26 protein-coding genes are annotated in these 23,951 nt (G+C 34.6%); 17 read left to right on the forward strand and 9 right to left on the reverse strand.

Translation table 11 applies throughout. The annotated features are described in order from the left end of the window. Nucleotides 1-5: 5 nt before the first annotated feature. From rsbW to JFT95_RS03240, 4 genes are all read left to right on the forward strand, one after another. Nucleotides 6-488 (forward strand): anti-sigma B factor RsbW, encoded by a 483-nt coding sequence (gene rsbW / locus JFT95_RS03225; protein WP_063217526.1) that lies wholly within the window; start codon nt 6-8, stop codon nt 486-488. Beyond that, nucleotides 451-1,227, forward strand: coding sequence for an RNA polymerase sigma factor SigB (gene sigB, locus JFT95_RS03230; RefSeq protein WP_085309541.1), 777 nt, complete (start codon nt 451-453; stop codon nt 1,225-1,227). The genes rsbW and sigB overlap by 38 nt, the downstream gene beginning before the upstream one ends. 70 nt (nt 1,228-1,297) lie before the next feature. Then, nucleotides 1,298-1,738 carry a ferritin-like domain-containing protein gene (locus JFT95_RS03235; protein WP_201051386.1) on the forward strand — a complete coding sequence of 147 codons (441 nt, stop codon included), beginning with the start codon at nt 1,298-1,300 and terminating at the stop codon, nt 1,736-1,738. A 173-nt stretch (nt 1,739-1,911) separates the two neighbouring features. Continuing rightward, the gene (locus JFT95_RS03240) at nt 1,912-3,054 is read left to right on the forward strand and encodes a fused response regulator/phosphatase (protein ID WP_201051388.1); all 1,143 of its coding nucleotides are present in this window, start codon (nt 1,912-1,914) and stop codon (nt 3,052-3,054) included. A gap of 39 nt (nt 3,055-3,093) precedes the next feature. Here the strand turns inward: JFT95_RS03240 and JFT95_RS03245 are convergent, their stop codons facing one another. The 3 genes from JFT95_RS03245 to JFT95_RS03255 all read right to left on the reverse strand — a co-directional run bounded on the left by JFT95_RS03245 (nt 3,094) and on the right by JFT95_RS03255 (nt 7,114). Further along, nucleotides 3,094-3,951, reverse strand: coding sequence for a CheR family methyltransferase (locus JFT95_RS03245; RefSeq protein ID WP_002168988.1), 858 nt, complete (start codon nt 3,949-3,951; stop codon nt 3,094-3,096). Nucleotides 3,952-3,967: 16 nt separating this feature from the next. Then, a complete protein-coding gene (locus JFT95_RS03250) occupies nt 3,968-6,658 on the reverse strand; it encodes a response regulator (protein WP_201051390.1) in 2,691 nt (896 codons plus the stop codon). 204 nt (nt 6,659-6,862) lie between these two features. Next, nucleotides 6,863-7,114: a hypothetical protein gene (locus JFT95_RS03255; protein ID WP_002011075.1), complete on the reverse strand. Its 252-nt coding sequence runs from the start codon at nt 7,112-7,114 to the stop codon at nt 6,863-6,865. A gap of 398 nt (nt 7,115-7,512) precedes the next feature. Between JFT95_RS03255 and JFT95_RS03260 the strand changes: the two genes are divergently transcribed. The 3 genes from JFT95_RS03260 (at nt 7,513) to JFT95_RS03270 (ending at nt 8,863) form a co-directional block, all read left to right on the forward strand. Then, nucleotides 7,513-8,043, forward strand: a complete 531-nt coding sequence (locus JFT95_RS03260; RefSeq protein ID WP_002011077.1) for a general stress protein — start codon at nt 7,513-7,515, stop codon at nt 8,041-8,043. Nucleotides 8,044-8,209: 166 nt separating this feature from the next. Next, the gene (locus tag JFT95_RS03265; protein ID WP_088038708.1) at nt 8,210-8,413 is read left to right on the forward strand and encodes a DUF4028 family protein; all 204 of its coding nucleotides are present in this window, start codon (nt 8,210-8,212) and stop codon (nt 8,411-8,413) included. 138 nt (nt 8,414-8,551) lie between these two features. Beyond that, nucleotides 8,552-8,863, forward strand: a complete 312-nt coding sequence (locus JFT95_RS03270; RefSeq protein WP_000637510.1) for a YbjQ family protein — start codon at nt 8,552-8,554, stop codon at nt 8,861-8,863. Nucleotides 8,864-9,423: 560 nt separating this feature from the next. Here JFT95_RS03270 and JFT95_RS03275 read toward each other — a convergent pair. The 4 genes from JFT95_RS03275 to JFT95_RS03290 all read right to left on the reverse strand — a co-directional run bounded on the left by JFT95_RS03275 (nt 9,424) and on the right by JFT95_RS03290 (nt 12,880). Further along, nucleotides 9,424-9,729: a hypothetical protein gene (locus tag JFT95_RS03275; RefSeq protein WP_201051391.1), complete on the reverse strand. Its 306-nt coding sequence runs from the start codon at nt 9,727-9,729 to the stop codon at nt 9,424-9,426. Between the two features lie 55 nt (nt 9,730-9,784). Continuing rightward, on the reverse strand, nt 9,785-10,969 hold the full coding sequence (locus JFT95_RS03280) for an MFS transporter (protein ID WP_201051392.1): 1,185 nt from the start codon (nt 10,967-10,969) through the stop codon (nt 9,785-9,787). Nucleotides 10,970-11,045: 76 nt separating this feature from the next. Then, nucleotides 11,046-11,726, reverse strand: a complete 681-nt coding sequence (locus tag JFT95_RS03285; RefSeq protein WP_201051393.1) for a FadR/GntR family transcriptional regulator — start codon at nt 11,724-11,726, stop codon at nt 11,046-11,048. Between the two features lie 164 nt (nt 11,727-11,890). Beyond that, entirely contained in the window at nt 11,891-12,880 is a 990-nt protein-coding gene (locus JFT95_RS03290; RefSeq protein WP_201051394.1) for a zinc-dependent alcohol dehydrogenase family protein, read from the reverse strand. A gap of 361 nt (nt 12,881-13,241) precedes the next feature. On the opposite strand from JFT95_RS03290, the gene JFT95_RS03295 reads away from it, so the two are divergent. The 4 genes from JFT95_RS03295 to JFT95_RS03310 all read left to right on the forward strand — a co-directional run bounded on the left by JFT95_RS03295 (nt 13,242) and on the right by JFT95_RS03310 (nt 16,230). After that, nucleotides 13,242-14,459: a sensor histidine kinase gene (locus tag JFT95_RS03295; protein WP_088038718.1), complete on the forward strand. Its 1,218-nt coding sequence runs from the start codon at nt 13,242-13,244 to the stop codon at nt 14,457-14,459. Continuing rightward, entirely contained in the window at nt 14,449-15,093 is a 645-nt protein-coding gene (locus tag JFT95_RS03300; protein ID WP_002087211.1) for a response regulator, read from the forward strand. The genes JFT95_RS03295 and JFT95_RS03300 overlap by 11 nt, the downstream gene beginning before the upstream one ends. Before the next feature lie 163 nt (nt 15,094-15,256). After that, nucleotides 15,257-15,691: a hypothetical protein gene (locus JFT95_RS03305; RefSeq protein WP_002186507.1), complete on the forward strand. Its 435-nt coding sequence runs from the start codon at nt 15,257-15,259 to the stop codon at nt 15,689-15,691. A 122-nt stretch (nt 15,692-15,813) separates the two neighbouring features. Further along, a complete protein-coding gene (locus JFT95_RS03310; RefSeq protein ID WP_088038721.1) occupies nt 15,814-16,230 on the forward strand; it encodes a hypothetical protein in 417 nt (138 codons plus the stop codon). A gap of 40 nt (nt 16,231-16,270) precedes the next feature. Here JFT95_RS03310 and JFT95_RS03315 read toward each other — a convergent pair whose 3' ends face one another. Further along, the gene (locus JFT95_RS03315) at nt 16,271-16,411 is read right to left on the reverse strand and encodes a YflJ family protein (RefSeq protein WP_000273535.1); all 141 of its coding nucleotides are present in this window, start codon (nt 16,409-16,411) and stop codon (nt 16,271-16,273) included. Nucleotides 16,412-16,563: 152 nt separating this feature from the next. On the opposite strand from JFT95_RS03315, the gene JFT95_RS03320 reads away from it, so the two are divergent. Beyond that, a complete protein-coding gene (locus tag JFT95_RS03320; protein WP_002011092.1) occupies nt 16,564-16,926 on the forward strand; it encodes a hypothetical protein in 363 nt (120 codons plus the stop codon). Between the two features lie 26 nt (nt 16,927-16,952). Here the strand turns inward: JFT95_RS03320 and JFT95_RS03325 are convergent, their stop codons facing one another. Then, nucleotides 16,953-17,138, reverse strand: coding sequence for a YhzD family protein (locus tag JFT95_RS03325; protein ID WP_000539551.1), 186 nt, complete (start codon nt 17,136-17,138; stop codon nt 16,953-16,955). Nucleotides 17,139-17,365: 227 nt separating this feature from the next. Here JFT95_RS03325 and JFT95_RS03330 point away from each other — a divergent pair, with 227 nt between their 5' ends. The 5 genes from JFT95_RS03330 to JFT95_RS03350 all read left to right on the forward strand — a co-directional run bounded on the left by JFT95_RS03330 (nt 17,366) and on the right by JFT95_RS03350 (nt 23,941). Beyond that, nucleotides 17,366-18,607: a metallophosphoesterase family protein gene (locus JFT95_RS03330; protein WP_201051395.1), complete on the forward strand. Its 1,242-nt coding sequence runs from the start codon at nt 17,366-17,368 to the stop codon at nt 18,605-18,607. Next, nucleotides 18,604-21,528 carry an ATP-binding protein gene (locus JFT95_RS03335; protein WP_201051397.1) on the forward strand — a complete coding sequence of 975 codons (2,925 nt, stop codon included), beginning with the start codon at nt 18,604-18,606 and terminating at the stop codon, nt 21,526-21,528. The genes JFT95_RS03330 and JFT95_RS03335 overlap by 4 nt, the downstream gene beginning before the upstream one ends. A gap of 41 nt (nt 21,529-21,569) precedes the next feature. After that, nucleotides 21,570-22,514, forward strand: a complete 945-nt coding sequence (gene yhaM, locus JFT95_RS03340) for a 3'-5' exoribonuclease YhaM (protein ID WP_002030183.1) — start codon at nt 21,570-21,572, stop codon at nt 22,512-22,514. 123 nt (nt 22,515-22,637) lie between these two features. Continuing rightward, nucleotides 22,638-22,880: a hypothetical protein gene (locus JFT95_RS03345; RefSeq protein WP_098169104.1), complete on the forward strand. Its 243-nt coding sequence runs from the start codon at nt 22,638-22,640 to the stop codon at nt 22,878-22,880. 137 nt (nt 22,881-23,017) lie between these two features. Continuing rightward, a complete protein-coding gene (locus JFT95_RS03350; RefSeq protein ID WP_201051399.1) occupies nt 23,018-23,941 on the forward strand; it encodes a WXG100 family type VII secretion target in 924 nt (307 codons plus the stop codon). Nucleotides 23,942-23,951 lie beyond the last annotated feature (10 nt).

The following is a 23,951-nucleotide window of genomic DNA, read 5'->3' on the forward strand; positions in this document are numbered from 1 at the left end:
TAGGGATGATGGAGAAATTTGAAAAGATAGAAATGAAAATTCCTGCAAAAGCAGAATATGTGGCTATTATTCGTTTAACAATGGCTGGTGTTGCGAATCGAATGGGCTTTGCTTATGACGATATAGAAGATATGAAAATTGCTATTAGTGAAGCATGTACAAATATTGTACAACATGCATATAAAGAAGACGTTGGAGAAATTACAATTGTCTTTGGTCTATATGAAAATCGATTAGAAATTATGGTTGCGGATAATGGGGTTAGCTTTGATTTTAGCACCTTAAAAAGTAAAGTTGGTCCGTATGATATTAATAAACCAGTAGAACATTTGCCGGAAAATGGTTTAGGTTTATATTTAATAAATACGTTAATGGATGACATACAAATTATGCATGATGAGGGCATGACAGTTTTAATGACAAAATATATACAAAGAGAGCAGGTGGAGAATGATGGAAATCCAATCTCAACCTACAAATCTTACTAAAGAAGACGTTATTAAACTAATTGCAGAATTCCAACAAAACCAATGTGATGAAGCGCAGGAAAGGTTGGTTAATCACTATAAAAATCTCGTACATTCCATTGCATATCGCTATTCAAAAGGTGGGCCGATGCATGAGGATATTATACAAGTAGGAATGTTAGGGCTCTTAGGCGCAATAAGAAGGTATGATTATTCGATAGGGAATGCTTTTGAACCGTTTGCAATACCTACGATAGTAGGGGAAATAAAGAAGTATTTACGTGATAAAACTTGGGGCGTTCATGTTCCAAGGCGAATTAAAGATTTAGGCGGGAAAATTAAACTTGCGATAGAGGAGCTAACAGATCACCTACAACGTTCACCTAAGATTATAGAGATTGCAGATCATTTAGGACTATCCGAAGAGGAAGTTCTAGAAATTATGGATGCTAAAAATAATTATCAAGTATCTTCCTTAGATGATGTAGTTGAAAATTCATCTGATGGAAGTTCGGTAGCGAGAATTGAATCTGTAGGTGAAGTAGAGCAAGGATATGAACAGACAGAAAGACGTCTCGTTTTAGATGATATTTTTAACGTATTAAATGATACGGAAAAGAGTGTTATTCATTATATATTTGGAGAAAATTTAAATCAAAAGGATACAGGAGAGCGGTTAGGTATTTCACAAATGCACGTTTCTCGTATTAAAAGACAAGCGATAAGTAAATTGAAGCAAGCCGCGTTTTTAGATACATAAAAAATTAAAAATAATTATGTTTAAAACATGAAAAAAGGGGTAGTTATTAAGTATAGGAGGAGATATTAAAATGTCACACGATGTGAAAGAACTAATCCAAGGATTGAATGAAGATTTAGCAGGAGAATACTCGGCAATTATTATGTATAACCATAATGCAGCTACGGTTTCTGGTATATATAGACAAGTGTTAAAACCTTTCTTTGAATCTGAAATTAGTGATGAACAAGGACATGCCCTATATTTAGCGGAGAAAATTAAGACGCTAGGTGGTACACCTACTACGATCCCTTTACCAGTGAAACAAGTAGAAGATGTTAGAGAAATGTTAGAAGCAGCTAGACAATCAGAATATGAAACAATTAAGCGTTATGAAACGAGAAAAGAACAGGCAGCGAAATTAAATATGACAGAGTTAGTTGTAAAGTTAGAAGATATGATCGCAGATGAAACAAATCATATGGAAGAATTAGATCGCCTTTTAAATGACAAAGCAATGGTGTTAAATTAAAAGTGGAAATTTATAGAGTGAAAGAACAAACTCTCATTTCTAGGGGGTTTGTTCTTTTGCTGTATAAATACGTATGAGTAGGAAATTTTTATTTTATAACTGAGTATGCAATACTAGAAAAATAGAAAATGATAATAGATTTACATTTTAAATAAGAAAAGGGGAAATAACTTGTGTCCATTTTAATTGTCGATGATAATCCGGTTAACATCTTTGTAATTGAAAAAATTTTAAAACAAGCCGGATATCAGGATCTTGTATCGCTTAATTCTGCACAAGAGCTTTTCGAATACATCCATTTTGGAAAAGATTCTTCCAGGCATAATGAAATTGATTTAATACTATTAGATATCATGATGCCTGAGATTGATGGACTTGAAGTTTGTAGGCGATTACAAAACGAGGAGAAGTTTAAAGATATTCCTATTATTTTTGTAACAGCTTTAGAAGATGCGAATAAATTAGCTGAAGCGCTTGATATAGGTGCAATGGATTATATTACGAAACCTATAAATAAAGTTGAATTGTTAGCTCGTATGCGTGTGGCATTACGCTTGAAATCGGAATTAAATTGGCATAAAGAACAAGAGGAAAATCTTCGTAATGAATTAGATTTAGCTACACAAGTACAAAGAAACTTATTAAGTAGCCCATTAAGAGAAAATCATATAAAAATTGAAGCAAGTTACTTACCTTCATTCAAACTAGCTGGAGATATGTATTATTGGTATAAAATCGATGAAAACCGCTACGGTATTATATTATTAGATGTGATGGGACATGGTGTATCTGCTTCATTAGTTTGTATGTTTATTTCGTCTGTATTACGTGAATCGATTAAATGTTTAATCGATCCGGAACTTGTCATTAAAGACTTAAATAAATATATGACTCTTTTACATAATGAGAATGACAATATTCCATATTATTTTACAGCGATATACTTAGTAGTTGATACAGAAAAGAGAACAATTGAATATGTAAATGCAGGACATCCTTCTGGATACGTTTTAGTTGATGAAGAGAATGTAGTGGAACTAAATCGCGGGAGTTGTGCGGTAGGATTTTTTGATGAAATAAAAGTTGAAAAGACAGTTATACCTTTTGAGAAGAACGCTCAAATTGTATTATTTACAGATGGTGTTCTTGAAGCAATTGCAAATGATGAATTTGAGTCTGAAGAGAAGTTGCGTACTTTTACAGAAAGAAAATGGGGAGATTTAGAAGGAGAGATAGAAGGGTTTTATAAGGAAGAACAGAAGAAAACACAATCAGATGATATGTGTCTAATTATGATACAAACGAATGTGAAATAAAAAGCGTATGAAATCCAAACAGAGGATTTCATACGCTTTTTATTGTATTTTTTGATAGATTTGTTCGTTAGGATTAAATTGGATATAATGCGGCATTATATCTGAAAAACGAAGAGTTTCTTTATTTCCTAAACATAGGAATCCATTGTGGCCTAAACTTTCATAAAATAGTTGCTGTACTTGGTTTTGAAGTTTACTCGTAAAGTAAATTAAAACGTTACGGCAAAGTATAATATGAAATTCGTTAAAAGACTGATCAGTTACTAAATTATGTTGCGCAAAAATAATGTTTTGTAAAAGGGATGGATTAAAATAAGCAAAACGATTATCTGTTGAATAATAGTTAGAAAATGCTTGTGTACCGCCAGCTTGTAAATAGTTTTTCGTATAAGTTTGCATTTTATTTAACGGAAGGATGCCTTGTTTTGCTTTTTCTAACACATTTGTATTCATATCTGTTGCGTAAATAACAGCTTTTTCACTTAATCCTTCTTCGTGAAGTAAGATGGACATTGATAACACTTCTTCACCAGTTGCACATCCAGCATGCCAAATTCTAATTTCAGGATACTTTTTTAATTCAGGAATAACATGCTCTCTTAACGCTTTAAAAAAAGTAGGGTTACGGAACATTTCAGTTACATTAATGGAGAAATCATTTAATAACTGTTCTAAAAACCCTTCCTCATGAATTACTTTTTCAATTAATTTTGAAATGGTAGGGATATTAGAGAGCTGCATTCTATTACAAATTCTTCTATAAATAGATGTGCGAGCATATTGGCGAAAATCAAATCCTGACAGTTTAAATACCGCTTCCAATAGTAATTCAATTTCTAAGTTCGTACGCTTATCCATATCTACGGATGGATCAAAATTATAATACTTATTTTCCACTTAAACTAAACCTCACTTATTTTATTAACCATACACTCATTACCGAATAGAGTTGATGTAAATTTAATGGTTTACTTATATAATCTGAAGCGCCAGCAGATAAACATTTTTCTTTATCATTTGGCATTGCTTTAGCAGTTAATGCGATAATAGGTATTTCATGTAACCCTAAATTCATTCGGATATGTTCCATCGTTTCATAACCGTCCATATTCGGCATCATAATATCCATTAAAATAAGGTCAATATTTGTATTGTTTTTTAGTATTTCTAAACACTCTATGCCGTTTTGTGCAGTAATAATGTTGGCATGTTGTTTTTCTAATGCGTTTTGTAATGCAAATATATTTCGATGATCATCATCGACAATTAAAATAGTTTTCTCTTGGAAGACGTTATTTGTTTCTGGCGTCACGATAGTTTCCTCAATAACTTCAGCAGGAATAACATCTTCTATCGTTGCTGCGACTTCTAATTTGGATAACTGTATATCATTTAACCCATTTGGAAGGTTAGGAATATATACTGTGAAAGTACTGCCTTCTCCTAAATTACTCTCTAACGTAATCCAACCACCCAATAATCTAGCAAACTCTTTACAGATAGATAAGCCTAAGCCTGTACCACCATATTTCCGAATCGTTGCTCCATCTGCCTGTTGAAAGGCTTCGAAAATGAGTTGATGCTGTTCTGTAGCGATACCAATACCAGTATCTTTTACTGAAATTGTCATCCAATCTTTACTTATAGACTGCATATCATGACTCAAATTGGTTGTTTCTATCGAATCGAAATGTAAAGAGACGGATCCTTTTTCCGTGAATTTAAATGCATTGGATAATAAATTTTTAATAATTTGCTCAATCCGCTTTGCATCTGTATAAAATAAATCAGGAATAATATCACTGTCTTCAATAGTAAATTCGACATTTTTTTGTGCAGCTATATGTAAAAAGTTTTGCTGCATATTTGCTGCCATGTCACTTATGTTCGTTGCTTCAAAAATAACATCTAGTTTCCCAGCTTCTACTTTAGATAAATCTAGTATGTCATTAATTAAAGTAAGTAAATCTTTCCCTGATGAATGAATGACGGTTGCTAATTCAATTTCATCATCGGATAAATGATTATCATGATTTTCTCTTAACATTTCAGATAATAGTAAAATACTATTTAACGGTGTTCGTAATTCATGGGACATATTTGCTAGGAATTCTGATTTGTATTTTGAACTACGTAATATTTCGCTTGCTTTTTCTTCTAATTCTGATTTAGTAATTTGTAAGTCAGCTGTCTTTTGCTCGGCCTCTTCCGTTCTAGACTCTAGTTGTTCATTCGTTGTTCGTAATTCTTCGGCTTGCATTTGTAGTTCTTCAGCTTGCGTTTGCAATTCTTCTGATTGAACTTGCAACTCTTCTGTCATTGCTTGTGATTCATGTAAAAGCGTTTGAATTCGCATACGTCCCATAATACTATGGATTGTTAGACCTAGGTTATCAACGGTTTGTTGAATTAAATCTTGATGTAAGTCTGAAATCTCAGTTACACTTACTAACTCCATTACTGCGATCACTTCATCTTCAAATAAGATAGGGACGACTAGTAGGTTTTGAGGGCGTATTTCTAATAAGCCGCTAGTGACATAACGAAATTCTTCTGGTATTTCTCGAAGAATAAAGCTTTGTTTTTCTAAAGCACATTGCCCAATTAAACCTTCACCCATTTTAATGGATTGTTTTCCAATATCAGCACCTTGATCAGCGAAAGAAGCTTTCTTTACATAGTAGACAGTTTCTTCAATTTCTTCACGTACATAGAATGCACCGCAAGAGGTTTGCGTTTTTTGTATAACTCCACTAAGAATTTTTTTACCTAACATCTCAATAGAAGGTATACCTTGATACATTAAAATTAATTCTGCAAGCTCGGTTTGTAACCACTCTCTTTTAGATATTTCGTCTAGTAGGTGGTTCGTTGTATGAGCAAGCTCTTTTATTTCATCCCGCGTGTTTACATGAATTCTTTCAGTAATTTTTTCTTTAGAAGAAATGGATTTAATAGCTTGAATTACGTTTTTAATCGTTTTTGTAATGGAATTCGAAATATAGAGTGAAATGATAATAGAAATACAAGAAAGTAAGAACAATAAACTGTATAACCAAATCTCTAATTTATTATTTTCAGCATCTAATTGTGCAGCTCTTTTTTTCGTTAGTTGCTCCTCTACACCACGGAAGTTAGTTAGCTGCGATTGTAATGACTGAATTTGAGTCGTGTCGATTGCTTGTATGTTATTACTATTATGATTTGTAATTAATGGATGAATCTCTTTATTAATCCAACTATTAATATTTTCGTTAATCTGTTTTAATTTTTCTTGCTGAGAGGGGTTATCCTCTAATAGAGCCAAAAGATCTTGATAATGTTTTTCGTAATCCTTTTCCGCAGTGTTAAGGGATTGCACGTAATTTGCGTTATTAGAAGTAATAAATCCTTTCGCTTTATTTTCAATTGTTAGCAATTCTTTCTCCACTTGATTCGTTAAATTAAGAACTTTAAAATCGTGATCAATAATAAAATTACGAGATTTTTGTAAATTGGAAATTTCATTGTTTAACATAATGAAAGAAATAAGTAAGAACAAAATCATAACTAAATAGCCAGCCATAATTTTGTAGCGAATACTAAATTTTGCTTTCGATTTCATTAAAAATTCCTACCTTCAAGATTATTAAAAGTTTTCTATTGTAAAGAATGAAAAACGTAATATATATTATATCAGTTTTCATAAGGCCAAACTAGAAATCCCCCTATTGTATTAGGGGGTCTCGTTTTGAATAGAGGAAATCATTTTGAAATATAAACATATATGAAAAGTAACGATCGAGGGAATAGGGGGATAATAAAACTTTTAAGAAGGAAAGAGTGTGCTTAAAGCTTTTTTTGCATCTATTCCTTCAAAGATAAATAATACAAGCTCTCTCTTTTTTACAGTAAGGAAAAAGGATATTAATGTGCTTAAGCTTTTAATAGAAGTAAGTGTTCCATGTTTACTTATAAATAAATTAGTTTGAAATGTTGTCATTAAAGCATAAAAATGATGAATCTGCGTTATTGTAGGTGTTTCATTATAAAGAATAGTAGTAGATTGGATTGCATTCATCGAAATATTCCTTTCCATATAGTAAGCATAACAATATAAACATACCCGTTTTAAAAAATGTTAAACATATAAATAAGAAAAAATATAATTATAGTTTTTTAGGTTTAGAAAGGGTTACGAAGGGTATACATATACTACAAAGAGATTGACTGAAGATGAATTGTAAGATTTCTAGTCTATAAAAATATACTTTTACTTTAAATAAAAAGGAGTCTGGTATACATGAATGAAATGATGATTGATATTACATTTGATTTAATTTACTTGTTAAGTAGTTCGCTTGTAATGCTTTTACTATTCGCTTTTTCGTAAATGGTTATGTTAATAAAAAGGTTAGTGTATACAGAAATGAAGAAAGATAAAGATACATTATATAAAATTTTAGGAGGTTAATAGTTATGGATGTAGATAGAAAAATAGTAGGTATTTTTAGAACAATTGATGATGCGGCATTCGTTATTAATGAATTAAAAGATAAAGGATACTCGGCGGGTAACATTTCAGCTATTGCGAAGGATCAAAAGGAAATTGAACATCTGGAAGAAAAATCGGGTGAAAAAGTGAATAGTGAAACGGCACATAAAGCGGATATCTTTTCAGCGACAGGGCTTGTGGCAGGAGGAGTAGCAGGCGGACTTGGTGGTTTATTAACAGGTCTTGGTATACTTGCTGTTTCTGGAATGGGTCCAATCGTAGCAGCGGGACCTATCGCAGCAGCTATTGGAGGAGCCGGTATTGGCGGAGGAGCTGGAAGTTTAATAGGCGCATTTATCGGATTAGGAATTCCCGAAGAACATGCTAAGAAATATGAAGAATACATTTACGATGGAAATATATTAATTTTAGTAGATGCAAAATTAGATGATAAGTTAGAAATCTATAAAATATTTGATAAGCATAATGCTTATAACTCTGATTTCTTTAAATAATATTTACTTCACATATCAATTATGCAAAATGTAAACATAGTGAATATCGTTTTTTGATCTTACAACTTTGGCGCGGCCGAGGAGTCGTATGACTATAAGAGAGGAAGGGCTTATAGTAAAAGATCAAGTTCTATTATGATATTAAAAAGGGAAGAGGTGTCTTTTCGTGATTGTAAAAATATTAAAGGATAGTAGTAATAGTTTCCTTTGTACGGTTCAAAATAAAAATGGGGAGAAGTATGTGAAGAAATGGTTTCGTAAACAGGAAAACAAGGAAGAGTTAGGGCGACCAACTTTTAAAGAAGTAGAAAAGGATTGGAAAGAAAATAGAGAATCGTTTATGTATCCGAATGTTAAAGCACTTTATTAAGCATAATAGGCGCTTTATTCTTACAAAATTGTCACACTCCTGTAAGGTAATTCAATAGATTAGATACTTTTTCCGTGTCATAATAAAGACATAAGAAAGCTAATCAAAAAACTATAAGTTATTAGGAGAGTGTCAGTCATGATTGTAACAACAACGTCTGGAATCCAAGGTAAAGAAATTATTGAGTATATTGATATTGTAAATGGTGAAGCTATTATGGGTGCAAATATTGTCCGCGACTTATTCGCTTCCGTTCGTGATGTTGTCGGTGGTCGTGCTGGTTCTTACGAAAGCAAGCTAAAAGAAGCTCGTGATATCGCAATGGATGAAATGAAAGAACTTGCAAAACAAAAAGGTGCGAACGCTATCGTTGGTATTGACGTAGATTATGAAGTTGTTCGTGATGGAATGTTAATGGTTGCTGTAAGTGGTACAGCTGTACGTATATAAGTAAGTAAAAATACAGGCTCACCCCTTGAAGCTTATGCTTTGAGGGGATTTTTTTGTTTCGTGATTAAAGTTAAAATGAAGAAGAGTGGACGGATTTTTATAAGTGGAAAAAATAAGATGAGGGCGGATGTACTAGCTCACTCAAATGATATAACGGTTTAAGTGATAAAGTTGAAAAGAAACTATAATTTACATATGTTTAAAGTGCCAAAACTTTTTCGGCAAACGTTATTGTAAAAAATGCTAGGATTTCTCCTAGCATTTCGTGAGGGGGTATTGCACGGGAATTTAGATAATAAGCAGACGTACCCGCTTATTTCAAATGTAGTATATATTGTTTTCAAGGAGAAAAGTAAGAAATACAACAATCTTTATATATGTTTAACGAGAGTGTTAACTTTATGATAAATAATAAAATTGTTATTTGAGATAAGGAGAGGGAAATCAATACAAAAGGTGTATAGGATATGAAAGGGAAGGTGATAGTGTTGATGCAAAAATAAAGGACAGTACATATTGTATATGGCTACTATGTACTGTCCTCACTTATTTCTTTTGGATTATGAAAACTCATTACCTGTCTTGCTATAAATTTCATAGGCGAAATAACCAAATAAATAGCCTATTCCAGATCCTAAACTAATGGAAAGTAGTGAGGAATCCGGAAAAAACATACCGAAAATCAAACCAATTATACAGCCAACAAGCATTCCCATAGGTATGAAACTATCTAATAACAGTTGAGCTTTTTGAGATTTTTTCTTACCTAATTTTCCGTTCTTATATTTATGTTCCAATCTTTTAATTACAAATACTACAATTCCACCAACTATTACAACAGGCGCGATTGCCGAAATGAACCACATGTTAGAAGCTCCTTTCGTTTTTAATTAAATTATACCATATATTAACATTTTAGATTTAAGCGGAGACAAGATCTTCTGCATTTCTTTTCCTTTTATTCATGACTAAAGTTAATAGGAATAAAATGAAGCTTAAAAGTGCCATTATAATAAAAACTTGCGTATAACCATCAAAATAGTCACGAGCGATTCCTGCTAGGACAGGAATGAATCCGCCCATAATGTATCCTCCGGACTGCATCATAGCAGTCCATGCACTCGCATCTTCTGAAGTTTTTGTTTCATATAGCGGTAGCATAAGAGCGAGTGGAAATACGCCGCCGAGCCCGATACCTAGTAAAATAGAAGGGACCCATGGTGTAGTTAATGGGTAAATCATAAGCGATAAACCTACGAGTACGAAGCATATACTCCCTAATAACCAAAGTGCTCGGTTTTTATAAATATCCGCTAATGTTGGAATTAAAAAGCTGCATATCATTTGAACAACTGTAAAAACAGTTATGAGAGTACCAGCTTGTTCGCTACTGACACCCATATTTTGATTTGCGGGCGCAAGCCAAGTCGTAATGGAGTAAAAGATTCCTGATTGTAGTCCGAAAAAGATTGTAAACAACCATGCTTTTTTATTTCTTAAAGGTAAACTATTATTCTTTTTATCTTGTGTACTCGTATTCTTTTTTCGTTTCATAACCGGATACCAAAATATAATAGCGATAATAGTAAGTACACCCCAAAAAGCGAGTGCCATATTCCAATCGTCTTTTAATACATGTTGTAAAGGAATCGTTAACCCTGCACTTAAAGAGGCGCCAGTCCCCATACCTACTGAATATATTCCAATCATTAAGCCGATTTTCGTAGGGAATTTTTCTTTAATAAAACCTGATAGTAACGGACCTGCAAGTGCAATTCCAATGCCGATAAATAAAGAGCTCGCGAATAATGTGGAAATGGAAGAGGTAAAAGCCCTCATACATGTAGCAAAGCCAATTAAAATAAGACAAGCCATAATTGATTTTTCTGCCCCATATTTTTTAATTACCTTCCCAGTCAGTAAGGCGAATGTCCCCATACAAAAAACAGGAATAGCTGTTAAAAAACTAACGGAAAAATTGCTTATATTTAAGTCTTGTCGGATTGTTTCTAATAAAGGTGAAATAGATGTAATTCCGATACGTAGATTAATGGACACAAAAAATAGTGCTAGTATATACAAATAAGTTCGTCCTTGATGTTTCAATTTGATTTTCTCCTCTCAATAACATCAGATGTTATTGAGTATATCATCTGATGTTTAAGTGTAATATATAAGGAGCTTATTTCAGCTCCAAATTTTGAACGGCGTATGTTCGTGCTTCTTCGGCATTTTGTTTTAAAATAGCTTGGAATAATTTTTCATGAATTTCAGAGTTATCTTCATAGTTCACTGTATTTAATATTAATTGGCTTAAAATGTGGCGAAGGGCAGGTACGAAAGATTGATACAAATCAAGTAGAACTTCGTTTTTGCTCGCCTTTGCAATTGCTAGATGAAACTGAATGTCTGCATCTATGTATGCTACATAATTTCCTTCTTGAAGGGCATGTTTTCTTTTATTCAAATGTCCTTTTAAGTATAAAAGATCCTCTTCACTTCGGCGCTGTGCCGCTAACATAGCTACTTCTTTATCTAACATATTTCTTGCTTCATACACATGATTAATATTAGCTGCTTGCAGTCGTTTTTCAAATGAATCTTGTGCTGTATTTAGTGAGACAATACGAGTACCTTGTCCTTGTCGAACTTCTAATATGCCGGCATGTACTAATATCTTTATGCTTTCTCGCAGCGTTGAACGTCCTACTCCTAACTCTTCCATTAATTGCGGCTCTGTAGGGAGGCGATCGCCAACTTCATACTCGCCAGAAAAGATTTTCTCTTGTAGACGTTCCAACACTTCATCGACTAATTTCCGCCGAGAAACTTTTGAAAAAGATTTCTTTTCGTTCATATTCATCTGCTCATCTCCTGTTATATTCATTTTTATGATAACCAATTTAAGTTCTGTTGACAATGTTATTTTTTAGGTAGTTGAAGCGGGGATACTAAAATAGGGTTTATAAGACATAAAAAAATCTATTTTGAAAAAATCAATCAAAATAGATCTTTCAATAGCATTTACTAACCCGTCAAAAACACTTTCCCTTTCGTTTTCTCAGCAGACTGCACGACATCAACCGCTGTTTTCACATCCGCTAAGTCATATGTAGAATGTACCGTCATAAAACGTAATTGCTTGTTTTCCACTAAGCGAATTAAGTGACGAAACGTTTCTTGCCATTTATATGGTGATACTTCTTTATTCCAATGCCGTAAATGAAATATGTTCGCGTGCACTTTTGCTTTCGTGACAATCTCTGCCCAGTTCACTTGTATTCCTGATAGAAGGCCGATCATTAAAAAGCGCCCGTTTGGACGTAAGGAGAAAGCTAATTCATTTCCATCCGGTCCCCCGATAGAATCAATCGCTGCATCTGCACCAAGCCCGTTTGTTAACTCCATAACTGTTTCATAAAGCGGGGCAGTGGAAGTATCTATTACATATTCGGCACCTAGGCGCAGTAATTCTTCTGTATGCTTATTATTTCTCGTAACTGCAATTAATCGGAAGTTTAAAATTTGTGATAACTGAGCAAAAAGATGACCAATAGCGGATCCACAAGCATTTACTAATAAAATATCATTCTGTTTTAAGTTTAACGTTTCTGTACATGTAACCCATGCCGTAAGGGGATTAATATACATTTGTGCCGCTGTAAAATCATCGATGGAATCAGGGATAGGGACTACAAAATCAGCTGATGTCTTCACATATTCTTGCCAAGTACCTTCCCCGCGTAACGGTAAAACACGTTTACCGATAAGGTCTCTAGTAACGCCCGCGCCAACATCTTCTACAATGCCGACACCTTCATAACCAGGTATGTTAGGTAAAGGAATTCTATGAGCGTACGCTCCGGTTATTGGAATTAAGTCAGATGGATTAATCGGCCTAACTAACATACGAACGAAAACTTCATTATCTTTTAATGGTTCTATATTTTTATATTCAACTTGTAATACATCTTTTGGGTTACCAAACTCATGAAATTGAATGTGTTTTCCGTGCAAGATAAACGCTCCCCCTTAGTTTGATTGGGTTAATTATAGCATTTTCAGTTTAAATGATTATTTCATTAGCACTAAATAAAAGGGAACAGAAAGTCATCGTTTATACTTTGAGGAGATTTTGATTGTGAAAATGTTAAAAATATACATTAGTTATGTAGCATTGTATGGATTGCTGAATAATAATCTTACATAAACATCAATGCATTTCGATATACAATATTTCGTATTTGTATTTGGTAATGAGGATGAAGAGGAATCAGTGACTTATCCCGCTATTTGTGGGAGTGGGGCTGTATGTAAAAGCCTTCACTTTATCAAAATGTAAGTTGCATCTTGTATAATGTAATGGTGGAGGTCAGATATGAAAAAAATAAGTTTAAATATAGATTTGGATACAAATGTATTGGAAGTGGTATTTATTCCAAGAAGGTTTATTATTTTATGGATTACACTCGTATATATAGCTTCAATGCTTTTAGAATTTCGTAATAATATTTTCTCTATGGATAGTTTTTTCTTTACAATAGTCATTGTTATTCATACTATTTTTCATTGGTATGCGAGTTCATTAAAAAATAGGCAATTGTTGTACTTCTTTTTTGTACAACTTTTCATTGTGTTTTTGGCTGCATTTATTGCAACAAATGCTTCGATAGCGATTTTTGTTGGATTAACTCCTATTTTAATCGCCCAAAGTTTATATGTTTATAACAATATATTTAAAGTAATGGCAGTTTTTACTCTTATGTATGCAATATTTTGTGCTGCAATTAGTATCAATTATGGTGTGAATAAATTAGCTATTCTTATCTCTATGTTTCTTTTAGTATTAGCAATTATTATTCCTTTTTCTTACATTAATAAGCAGCAATTTGATGCACGTAATCGTATACAGAGCTATATTCAAGAGTTAGAGTCTGCATATATGAGAGTGGAAGAATTGACATTAGCTAATGAAAGGCAGCGTATGGCAAGAGATTTACATGATACGTTAGCGCAAGGTTTAGCAAGCTTAATTATGCAATTGGAAGCAATAGATGCCCATATGCAAAAAGGGAATACAGGACGCTCTCAAGAGATTATGAAACAAACTATGATAAGAGCGAGACAAACTTTACATGATGCAAGGTTGGTTATTGATGATTTGCGTCATACTACTAATTCATTTAATGGAGCAGTAAAAGAAGAGGTTCAACGTTTTTCTGAAGCTACGTCTATACATGTGAGATTTACTATCCAAAGTCCACCGTATATTTCAAGCGTAGTAAAAGAGCACTGCTTATATGTAATTAGTGAATGTTTAACGAATATCGCAAAACATTCACAGGCAACAGATGTTCATTTAAAAGTTGAATATATCGATAACATTGAAAAACTTACTATAGAAGTTGAAGATAATGGAATTGGGTTTGACACTGGATATATCGGTAAGAATCCTGGACATTATGGTTTAATTGGTCTAAATGAGCGTGTTCGATTGATTAAGGGAGAAATACATATATTGAGTGAAAAGATGAAAGGTACGAAAGTGTATATTCAAGTGCCTATAAATAAAGAAGGAGATAGCCATGAAACATAACGTATTAATTGTAGATGATCATTTCGTTGTAAGAGAAGGTCTGAAATTAATAATAGAAACGAGTGATTCATTTCAAATTATAGGTGAGGCTGCAAACGGAGAAGAAGCCCTTTCTTTCATAGAAAAGAAGAAACCTGATGTCATTTTAATGGATTTGAATATGCCTAAAATGAGTGGTTTAGAAACAATTGAGGCTTTGAATGAAAAACAAAACCATACGCCGATTATTATATTAACTACTTATAACGAAGATGAATTAATGTTAAAGGGAATTGAGTTAGGGGCAAAAGGATATTTGCTAAAAGATACGGATCGAGAGAATTTGTTTCGAACATTGGAAGCGGCTATTCGAGGTGAGATTTTACTACAACCAAATATTATGGAAAAGATAGTGAAGTATAAAAGGAAAGAAGTACATGCTGATAAGGTTGCAGAAAATAACTTAACGGTTAAAGAATTGTTTGTGCTGAAAGCTATTGCGCGCGGATATAAGAATAAAGAAATTGCATTTGATATGGGAATAGCTGAGCGAACGGTAAAAGCATATTTAACAAATATATACAATAAATTAGGTGTTAATTCACGGTCAGAAGCAGTAGCTGTATCTATTGAAAGGAAGTTAATTCATTTTTAAAACATTATATATGCCCAATCGTACATTATAGGCTTGCCCTTTTGTACGATTTTTTTATTTCTTTCTCATGTTATGCTTCAGAAAGTATGAGAGATTTAAGAACAATCTAATTGCATTACAATTATAGACGTTTCTAATGTAGGAAAGGAAGAAGAATAATTAAATGGAAACTTTGCTTTTAATTCCTGTATTAATTTTCTTTATTTGGCTGCAAAGCAAACAAAGAAAATTAAACTGGATAGATATTATAACTTTTCTCATGATGATAGGGATTATTACTTATACGGCGCCGCAACAAATGACTAGGGATTTACAAGCAGAGTTACTGGCAGTTACGCTTATTTCTTTCGCTATTGGTGTTTGGCAAGGTGGGGGAATTACAGTCTGTTATGAGGATGAAATTTTATATATTACAAATGGAAAACAGTATTCCATTTCATGGATTCTCTTAATAATTGGCAACATAATTATTATTAATATATTTGAAGGTGGATTTACATTTAATGGATCGTGGTTTCTTTTGTGTGGTGTTGTCATTACATCTGGGGTGAAAAACAGTATTCTATGTGTTCTGTACAAATTAACAGTGCGAAATTGAATGGAAAACCAAAGCTATTTTCTTTTACCCCAACATAAAACGTATTGCTGTAAGTTCATTAAAAGACCGTAGTTGATAAAAAATGAGATGGAAGTATTGGAAGAATGGGGGAGTTAACGTAGATGTTTCTACCTATTACTACATTTGATAGGTTTAGTTGGCTGGGGAATGTTGCTTTCTCTTCAGAAAAGACTAGTAGGAATCGAGCGCTATCGAGGGCTGAAGAAAGCAATGTTAATTTGTGTGAAAATAAATGTAGAGATTCAGTTAATAATATTCATCAAAAAATAAATGTGGATGCTTTGGACTATAGTAATAATCGTATATTGGGCCGTGCAGAACCCCATTCAACAATTGTCATAACAAGTAGTGATATGTATGTTGGAAGCGGACGAGTTAATAAGTATGGAGAATTTAAAATATATACAAATGATTATCTGGAAGAGTATTTGGTACTAGAAATTCAGTTGATAATGGGCGGTTTCTATCAAGAAAGTATAACGGTAAAGTTAAGGTATGATGATTTCCTTTTTATTTAGTAAATAAAAAGGAAGCAACCGTAGTCGCTTCCTACATCTATTAAGCCGAAGCTTTCTTCATTCTCTCAAGTAAACTAGATAAAATATGTGTACGATAAGATTCTAGTTTTTTACCTTCGTAAGTACGAATCCCTAATTTTTTAAGTTCTTTTACATACCAACCTTTGCTTCCGAAATACATGTGATCGCTCCCCTTCAACTTTGTTTATTTGTCCTGATTGTACTTGGAGGTACGGGTAATATAATGAAGGAAATGAATTTCGCGCGAAAATGGTTAACTTTGTTGCAAAAGACATATATACTAAGGGTAGTATATAACGAGGTGGGCAAGACGTGATTATAGAGAAGCACGAAATTCAAATTGACCAAATTACGAGCGGTAAAGTGAATATCTTTACTTTCTATAGAAATAGAAAGCAAGTTGATGATCATTTTTTACGATTGCAAGAACCATCGCTTACAGCAAACTACTTCTTCCATTTTCATTTTGATGCAGAGAGCTTGCATCTTCTGCAGGAAGAATTTCCAGGCGTATATCCGTACGACCGTAGTGACACGATTCACGACTGGACGGAAAAGATGAAAGCGGAATTGCAACATCAGATCCAAACAGGAAAATGGAATAAGCGCGTACGTATCGGTAATCGTATTCTAGATGTGGCGTTTACGTGGTGTGACGAAGATATAGTAGAGTGAAAAAGAAGCGGATGACGCTTCTTTTTTTAGCGCTGGAATAAAACGAGCTTACCTGCAGAAGATGTGCAGCGATGTGTTTTTTCGTACAATCCTTTTTCTTGTAAAATAGATTCACCTTTTGCTTTCGCTTCTTTTTCAGTTGCTGCCTCGAATGATTCGTCTAATGCTTTTGAACCATCTTTTTCAAAGACTGTTAGAACGTATACTCCCATGAAAATTCCCTCCAATAATTAAAATCAGAATCTTATAACTATTTTGTCATAAATCACTAGAATATGCAAAGAAATATATGACATTGCGTGTTACAATAAAGTGAAACTTTAATCAGTGGGGGATTTTTTATTTCCTGCTTATTACTAGTTTTCAACAATTGAGCATTTATTGTTTGTGTTCATGCGGATAAGATGAAACTTTTGAATTATAGAAAGGATCGTTATTTGTGAAACAAGTGAAGTTTATACATGCGGCTGATTTGCATTTGGATAGTCCGTTTAAAGGGATGGAAATGAATGTACCACAGTCTGTTTGGGAGAGAATGAAGCAGAGTACGTTTGAATCGTTCGAGCGTATTGTTGATAAAGCGATTCAAGAGCGCGTTGATTTCGTATTACTAGCCGGGGATTTGTATGATGCGGAGACGAGAAGTTTGAGGGCGCAAGTGTTTGTGCGTGAGCAAATGAAGAGACTTTCGCAGTACGATATTCCCGTTTTTATTATTCATGGTAACCACGATCATTTAGGGGGAAGCTGGGCAGCGATTGAGTTTCCGGAAAATGTTCACGTGTTTACGGAGCCTTATGTGGAAGAGAAGTCATTTTATAAAAATGGTGAGCTTGTAGCTTCTATTTATGGTTTTAGTTATTTGCAACAGGCGGTAACGGATAATATGACAGCGCAGTATACGAAAATGAGTGATGCGCCTTTCCATATTGGAATGCTTCACGGAAGTGTGGAAGGGGATGCAGAACATAATCGTTATGCACCGTTTCAAATTCGTGAGCTGAAAGAAAAGCCGTTTGATTATTGGGCTCTTGGTCATATACATAAACGTGAAATTTTAGCAGAAGAGCCGTACATTATTTATCCGGGTAATATACAAGGTCGTCATCGTAAGGAAACAGGGGAGAAAGGTGCGTACCTTATTGAACTTACGAAACAAGGAACGCATTGTTCATTTTTCCATACGGCGGATGTTGTGTGGGATGAGATTGAAGTTAGTATCGATGGACTTGAAACTGTTGATGATCTTATGACGAGCGCGTCAAGTGCGATGAATGAATGCAGAAGAGAAGAGGAAGGCACGCTTTTAACTGTCGTATTTACAGGGCAGGGGCCACTTTCTCCTTATTTGCGTGAAGACAAGCGCGTGGAAGAGATTTTTCATATTTTAGCAGCTGGCGAAGAGCGAAAAGACTTTGTGTATGCGATGAAGTGGAAAAATGAGACGGTTTCTTTTGCGGAAATTGAACGTTTGAAAGAAGAAAATCATTTCGTCGGTAGTGTGCTGAAAGAGTTAGAAGCTTTCACAAATATGGACGGAGTATTGCGCACCATTTGGACATCTCCTGTAGCACGTAATAGCATTGAAGCTTTTACGGAAGAAGAGAAGAAAGAGATTCAAAAGGAAGCGGAAAATATTATTTTAGAGCAATTATTCCAGCAAGAGAGGGATAAAAAATGAGAATTGAAAAACTCCATATTTATGGCTATGGAAAACTAGAAAATGTGGAAATGGATCTGTCAATGCTGACGGTGTTGTACGGTGAAAATGAAGCGGGAAAATCGACAATTCGCTCGTTTATGAAAAGTATTTTATTCGGTTTTCCGACGAGAGGACAGCGCCGTTATGAACCGAAAGAAGGCGGGAAGTATGGCGGAGCGATGACTGTTCAAACAGAAAAGTACGGCCGTTTGAAAATTGAACGATTGCCAAAGACGGCAGTAGGCGCGGTGACCGTTTATTTTGAGGACGGGAAAACTGGCGGCGAAGATATTTTAAACGATATATTAAGCGGTGTGAATGAAACCTTATTTGATTCTGTTTTTTCATTTGATATGCATGGTCTTCAAAATATTCATCAGCTCGGCGAAGCGGATATCGGCAATTATTTATTTTCGGCCAGCGCAGTAGGAAGTGATGCGTTATTGCAGTTAGATAAAAAATTAGAAAAAGAAATGAATCAGCGTTTTAAGCCGAGTGGTCGTAATCCTGAAATTAACGTGTCACTGCAAGAGATGAAGAAAATTGAGGAAAAGATGAAAGAGTGGCAAGGGAAGATTGGCACGTATGAAAAACAGGTCGAGCAGTTAAAAGAAAGTGAAGAGAAACTTGCTTCTGTTCGTGCGGAAAAAGAGTCAGCCGAAAGACGAAAGCAAGATTATGAAATATTAGCGGCGCTTGAGCCTCTCGTTATTGAAAAGAGTGCGCACGAGAAAGTGTTGAAAAGCGAGAACGGGCAGTTTCCTGTAAACGGAATGGCGCGCTATGAGGCGGTAAAGGCAAAGATAGAACCGCTCCAAGTACAAATAGATTCACTTCAAAAAAAGATAGAAACAGTGCAATCAGAAATTGATTCCACAGAAATAGATGAAGCATTTTTACAAAAAGAAAGTTACGTAGAAGAACTTCGTATGCAGCATATGTCTTATGAAAATGCACGCCAAGAAATGCGTGATATGACGGGAAGTATTGCGAATATAAAAGAAGAAATCGCAGAACTACAGCAACAAATTGGCGCTACTTTTGAACAAGAGACTGTTCTTTCATTTGATATAAGTTTAGCGACGAAAGAATTAATTACACAAACGGTGCAAAAAGCGAGAGAGTTAGAAACGCAAAAAACGCAGCTTGATGAACGTTTCAAAACGGCTCAGGAGCAATTAGAAGAGCAAGAAGAAAATATAAGACAAATAAGTAAGCAAATGTTAGCTGATGAAGAAAGAAATACGTTAGTTGAGAGAGAAAAATCATTTCAAGATGCGGCGTTTATCGGTATGGGCGCAGAGAGAATGAAGCATAAGTATGAGGAAAAAACAGGGGCGGCTATGCAAAAGAAAAAACAGTGGCAAAGAATTTGTCTTCTGTTACTTCTTATTAACACGCTTGTTTTATTCACGAGTCTATTTATAGATAACCGCGCGCTATTATTTATTAGTGTCATTGTTTTTGTAGGGATTGTTTTAGCACTCGTTTTATATAAAGATCCTTCGGGTGGATTACAAGAAGAGCTTCTTACTCTTCAGCAAAGTGCTGGCGGTCGTCAAAGTGAAGAGGCGATGTCCGTTCGTTATCAGTTAGAAAAGGATGAAGAGATTCGAAAGTTATTTGAGCGAGAGTCTTATAAATTACAACAAATGGAACGTGCTTATGATAAAGTCGTTTCATCGTATGAAGAATGGGAGAGAGAAACTTTCCAAATAGGAGAACAAGTAAATGCGTATAAAACGCGCTATATGTTCCCAGAATTTTATACGTATGCGCACATGTTGCCAGCGTTTGAGCGTATTGAAAAAATGCAGCAATTATATCGTGATTTAGAGAAGCAAAGTAAGCGGAAATCTTCATTGTATGAAATGATTTCGCACTTTGAGCATAAACTAGAAACTGTTATCGGTAGTAAAGAGTATAGTAATTTGCATGAGGCGCAAAGTCGTATGCAAAATGAAAAAGAGAAGCGCCAAACTTGTAAGCAGCTGAAAGAGAAGCTGGCGGAATGGCAAGAAGAATATGAGTTCATGCAAGAGCAATTAAAACAACTACTAGTAGAGCGAGATGGGTTATGGCATATCGCAGAATCTACAGATGAAGAGATGTTTTTAGAAGCAGGAAAATTGGCAGAGAAACGTGAAGACGCGGATAAGCAAGTGGGGCGTTTATTACCTCAAATTGATTTGTTAGAACAGCGCTTAACGAGTTTGTCATTAGCTGAGCATTATGAGGCTGACGGTTATGATGAAAAATTAAAGCAAGAAATCACAGCCGCGCAAAGCTGTCTGGCGCAAGAGAAAGAACTGACAGAGCGTATTGCGAAGCATCGAATAGAAATTGCGAATTTAGAAGAAGGCAGTACGTATGGTGATTTGCTACATGAGTGGGAAATGAAAAAAGCGCAAGTGCGTGAACAAGTGAAGAAGTGGGCTGCATATGCGGCCGCAAAGACAGTGCTAACGAAAACGAAGCAGTATTATCATGAAGTGCATCTTCCGCGTATTTTACAAAAATCTGAAGAGTATTTCGTTTATTTAACGGGCGGAAGGTATAGTAAAATATTCTCACCGTCAGAAGCGGAACCGTTCATTGTCGAACGTAACGATGGTATGCGTTTTTACAGTCATGAACTAAGCCAAGCGACAGCGGAGCAGTTATATTTATCATTGCGATTCGCGCTAGCGAAAACGTTTGAGCATGACTATCCATTTATTATTGATGATAGCTTCGTACATTTTGACGCGGTAAGGACGAATCGAACGATTGAACTTATAAAAGAAATTGCGAAAGATAGACAAGTTATCTTCTTTACATGTCATGCGCATCTACTCACGTATTTTACAGAAAATGAGATTATAAAATTAACACGTAAGCGTAAAGAAAATGAGTTGTAGTATGCTATACTAAAAGTAACTGATTTGGTGGAGGAATTCGAATGAAAAAGAAAATTGTAGAATATGAAGTTGGTGAACAAGTCGATGTTTTCTTGTTAATTAAAACAGCGACAAAAGGTCTCGCAAGCAATGGCAAGCCGTTTTTAACAGTAATCTTACAAGATCCAAGTGGAGATATTGAAGCAAAGCTATGGGACGTATCGCCAGAAGTTGAGAAACAATATGTAGCAGAAACAATCGTTAAAGTAGCTGGAGATATTCTAAACTATAAAGGACGTATTCAATTACGTGTGAAACAAATTCGTGTTGCGAATGAGAATGAAGTAACAGACATCTCAGACTTTGTAGAAAAAGCTCCAATAAAAAAAGAAGATATGGTTGAGAAAATTACGCAATACATATTTGAAATGAGAAACCCGAACATACAGCGTCTAACAAGACATTTGTTAAATAAGCATCAAAACGAATTTTTAGAATATCCAGCAGCGACAAAGAACCATCACGAGTTCGTATCTGGACTAGCTTACCATGTTGTATCAATGTTAGATTTAGCGAAAGCTATCTCGGCTCTGTACCCATCGTTAGATAAAGACTTACTATATGCGGGCGTTATTTTACACGATCTTGGTAAAGTATTTGAGCTATCTGGACCAATTTCTACGACGTATACGTTAGAAGGAAATTTACTAGGCCACATTTCTATCATGGTGAACGAAATTGGTAAAGCAGCAGAGGAACTACAAATCGATGCAGAGGAAGTATTAATCCTTCAGCACATCGTCCTTTCCCATCACGGAAAAGCAGAATGGGGTAGCCCAAAACCACCATTAGTGAAAGAAGCAGAAATTCTGCACTACATCGATAACTTAGATGCAAAAATGAACATGATGGACCGCGCATTAGGACGCACAAAACCAGGCGAATACACAGAACGTGTCTTTGCGCTTGATAATCGTTCGTTCTATAAGCCAACTTTCCATAATTAAGATTGTGAATAGAATGGCCTCATTAAGTGTTAAAAGCTTAGTGGGGCTGTTTTCTTTATTAAAAATGAAATAGTTAAAATGAAATAATTGAAGAAGAAGCATTGAAAAGGGTAGGTTCTAAACATGCGAAAAAATGAGTTAGAACAGAAATTATTACAAGAAGAGGTGCCAAAGGATTTATATAGTTTAAAGGGTGGATTACCAAACGAATCGTATTGTTTTAATGAACAGAATGGAGTATGGAAAGTATATTATAATGAGCGAGGAACAAAGAGTAACCTTAAGACATTTAATTCTGAGACAGAAGCATGTGAATACTTCTATACTAGTTTAATTGAGATGTTAAAAGGAATGGGTGTAATTTAAAACTGAAATAAAAGGGCATTTCCGTTTGGGGGTGCTCTTTTATTTTATATACACATTATTATACTAATCTAAAATTTCTGTGTTTACATTTTTTTCTTTTTATCTCATAATTTTAATTGGGAAAAGGGAGGAAAGAAATGGTTCAAATCAAGGTAACACCTGAAATGCTAGAAGAAGTTGCAAATCGTGCACGTAATACCAGAATCGCATTAGAATCTATACATAATAATTTATGTAATGAAATTGATCATTTGTGCTTTCAATGGATTGGTGCCTCTAATCAACAGTTCATTCAAATGTTCAATGATGCGAGACCAAAAGCTTTTACATCTATCAATTCACTTATACAAGTGGAAGAAGATTTGAAACGAATTGCCGAAAAATTTCGTAACACAGATAATCAAGATGTTACAATGGAAGAAGGTGCAATGTGTGGACCACTATCATCAGAAAAAGAGGGTTTTGATGGTAAAAAACTAGCTAGGGATATAGCGGGTGAAATAAGTGGTGAGTATGATGTTCTTCGTGTTTGGGATGGTATTGATCCATCTACTGGCGAAAAACTTTCGGGGTGGGAACGTGCTGGGGCAGGTGTCATGGCTGTAGCCGGCCTTACACCCTTTGGAAAGATAGCTAAAGTAGGAAAAGGAGTTAAAATGACTGCTAAGGCTACTGAGGCTGTAAATACAGCTAAAAAAGTTAAGGGTTCAGATAAAGCTTTAGAAAATGGTCCCTATATTAAAAACGGAAAGCCTAATGGTAGACCACAGTTATCTGGTAAAAAGAAATATGAATTTGAAAAAGATGTTTTTGATAAACAGATAGACCCAGATGGGATTTTACGGGATCCTAATACTAGTGAGGTACTTGACTGGAAACCTGGACAGGCACGAAAAAATAAAGTAGATTTTGGTCATACAGAAGGAAATACTTATAAGAATATGTTTGAGAAATATAAAAATCGTGAGATTACTCTTAAAGAGTTAAAAGAATTTCAGTTTAATTCGGATAATTTCAGATTAGAAAAGCCCTCTGTAAATAGAAGTCATAAATATGAGTAGTTAGGAAGAT

Source organism: Bacillus sp. TH17, from assembly GCF_016651125.1.
In the GTDB taxonomy this organism is placed as follows: Bacteria; Bacillota; Bacilli; order Bacillales; family Bacillaceae_G; genus Bacillus_A; species Bacillus_A mycoides.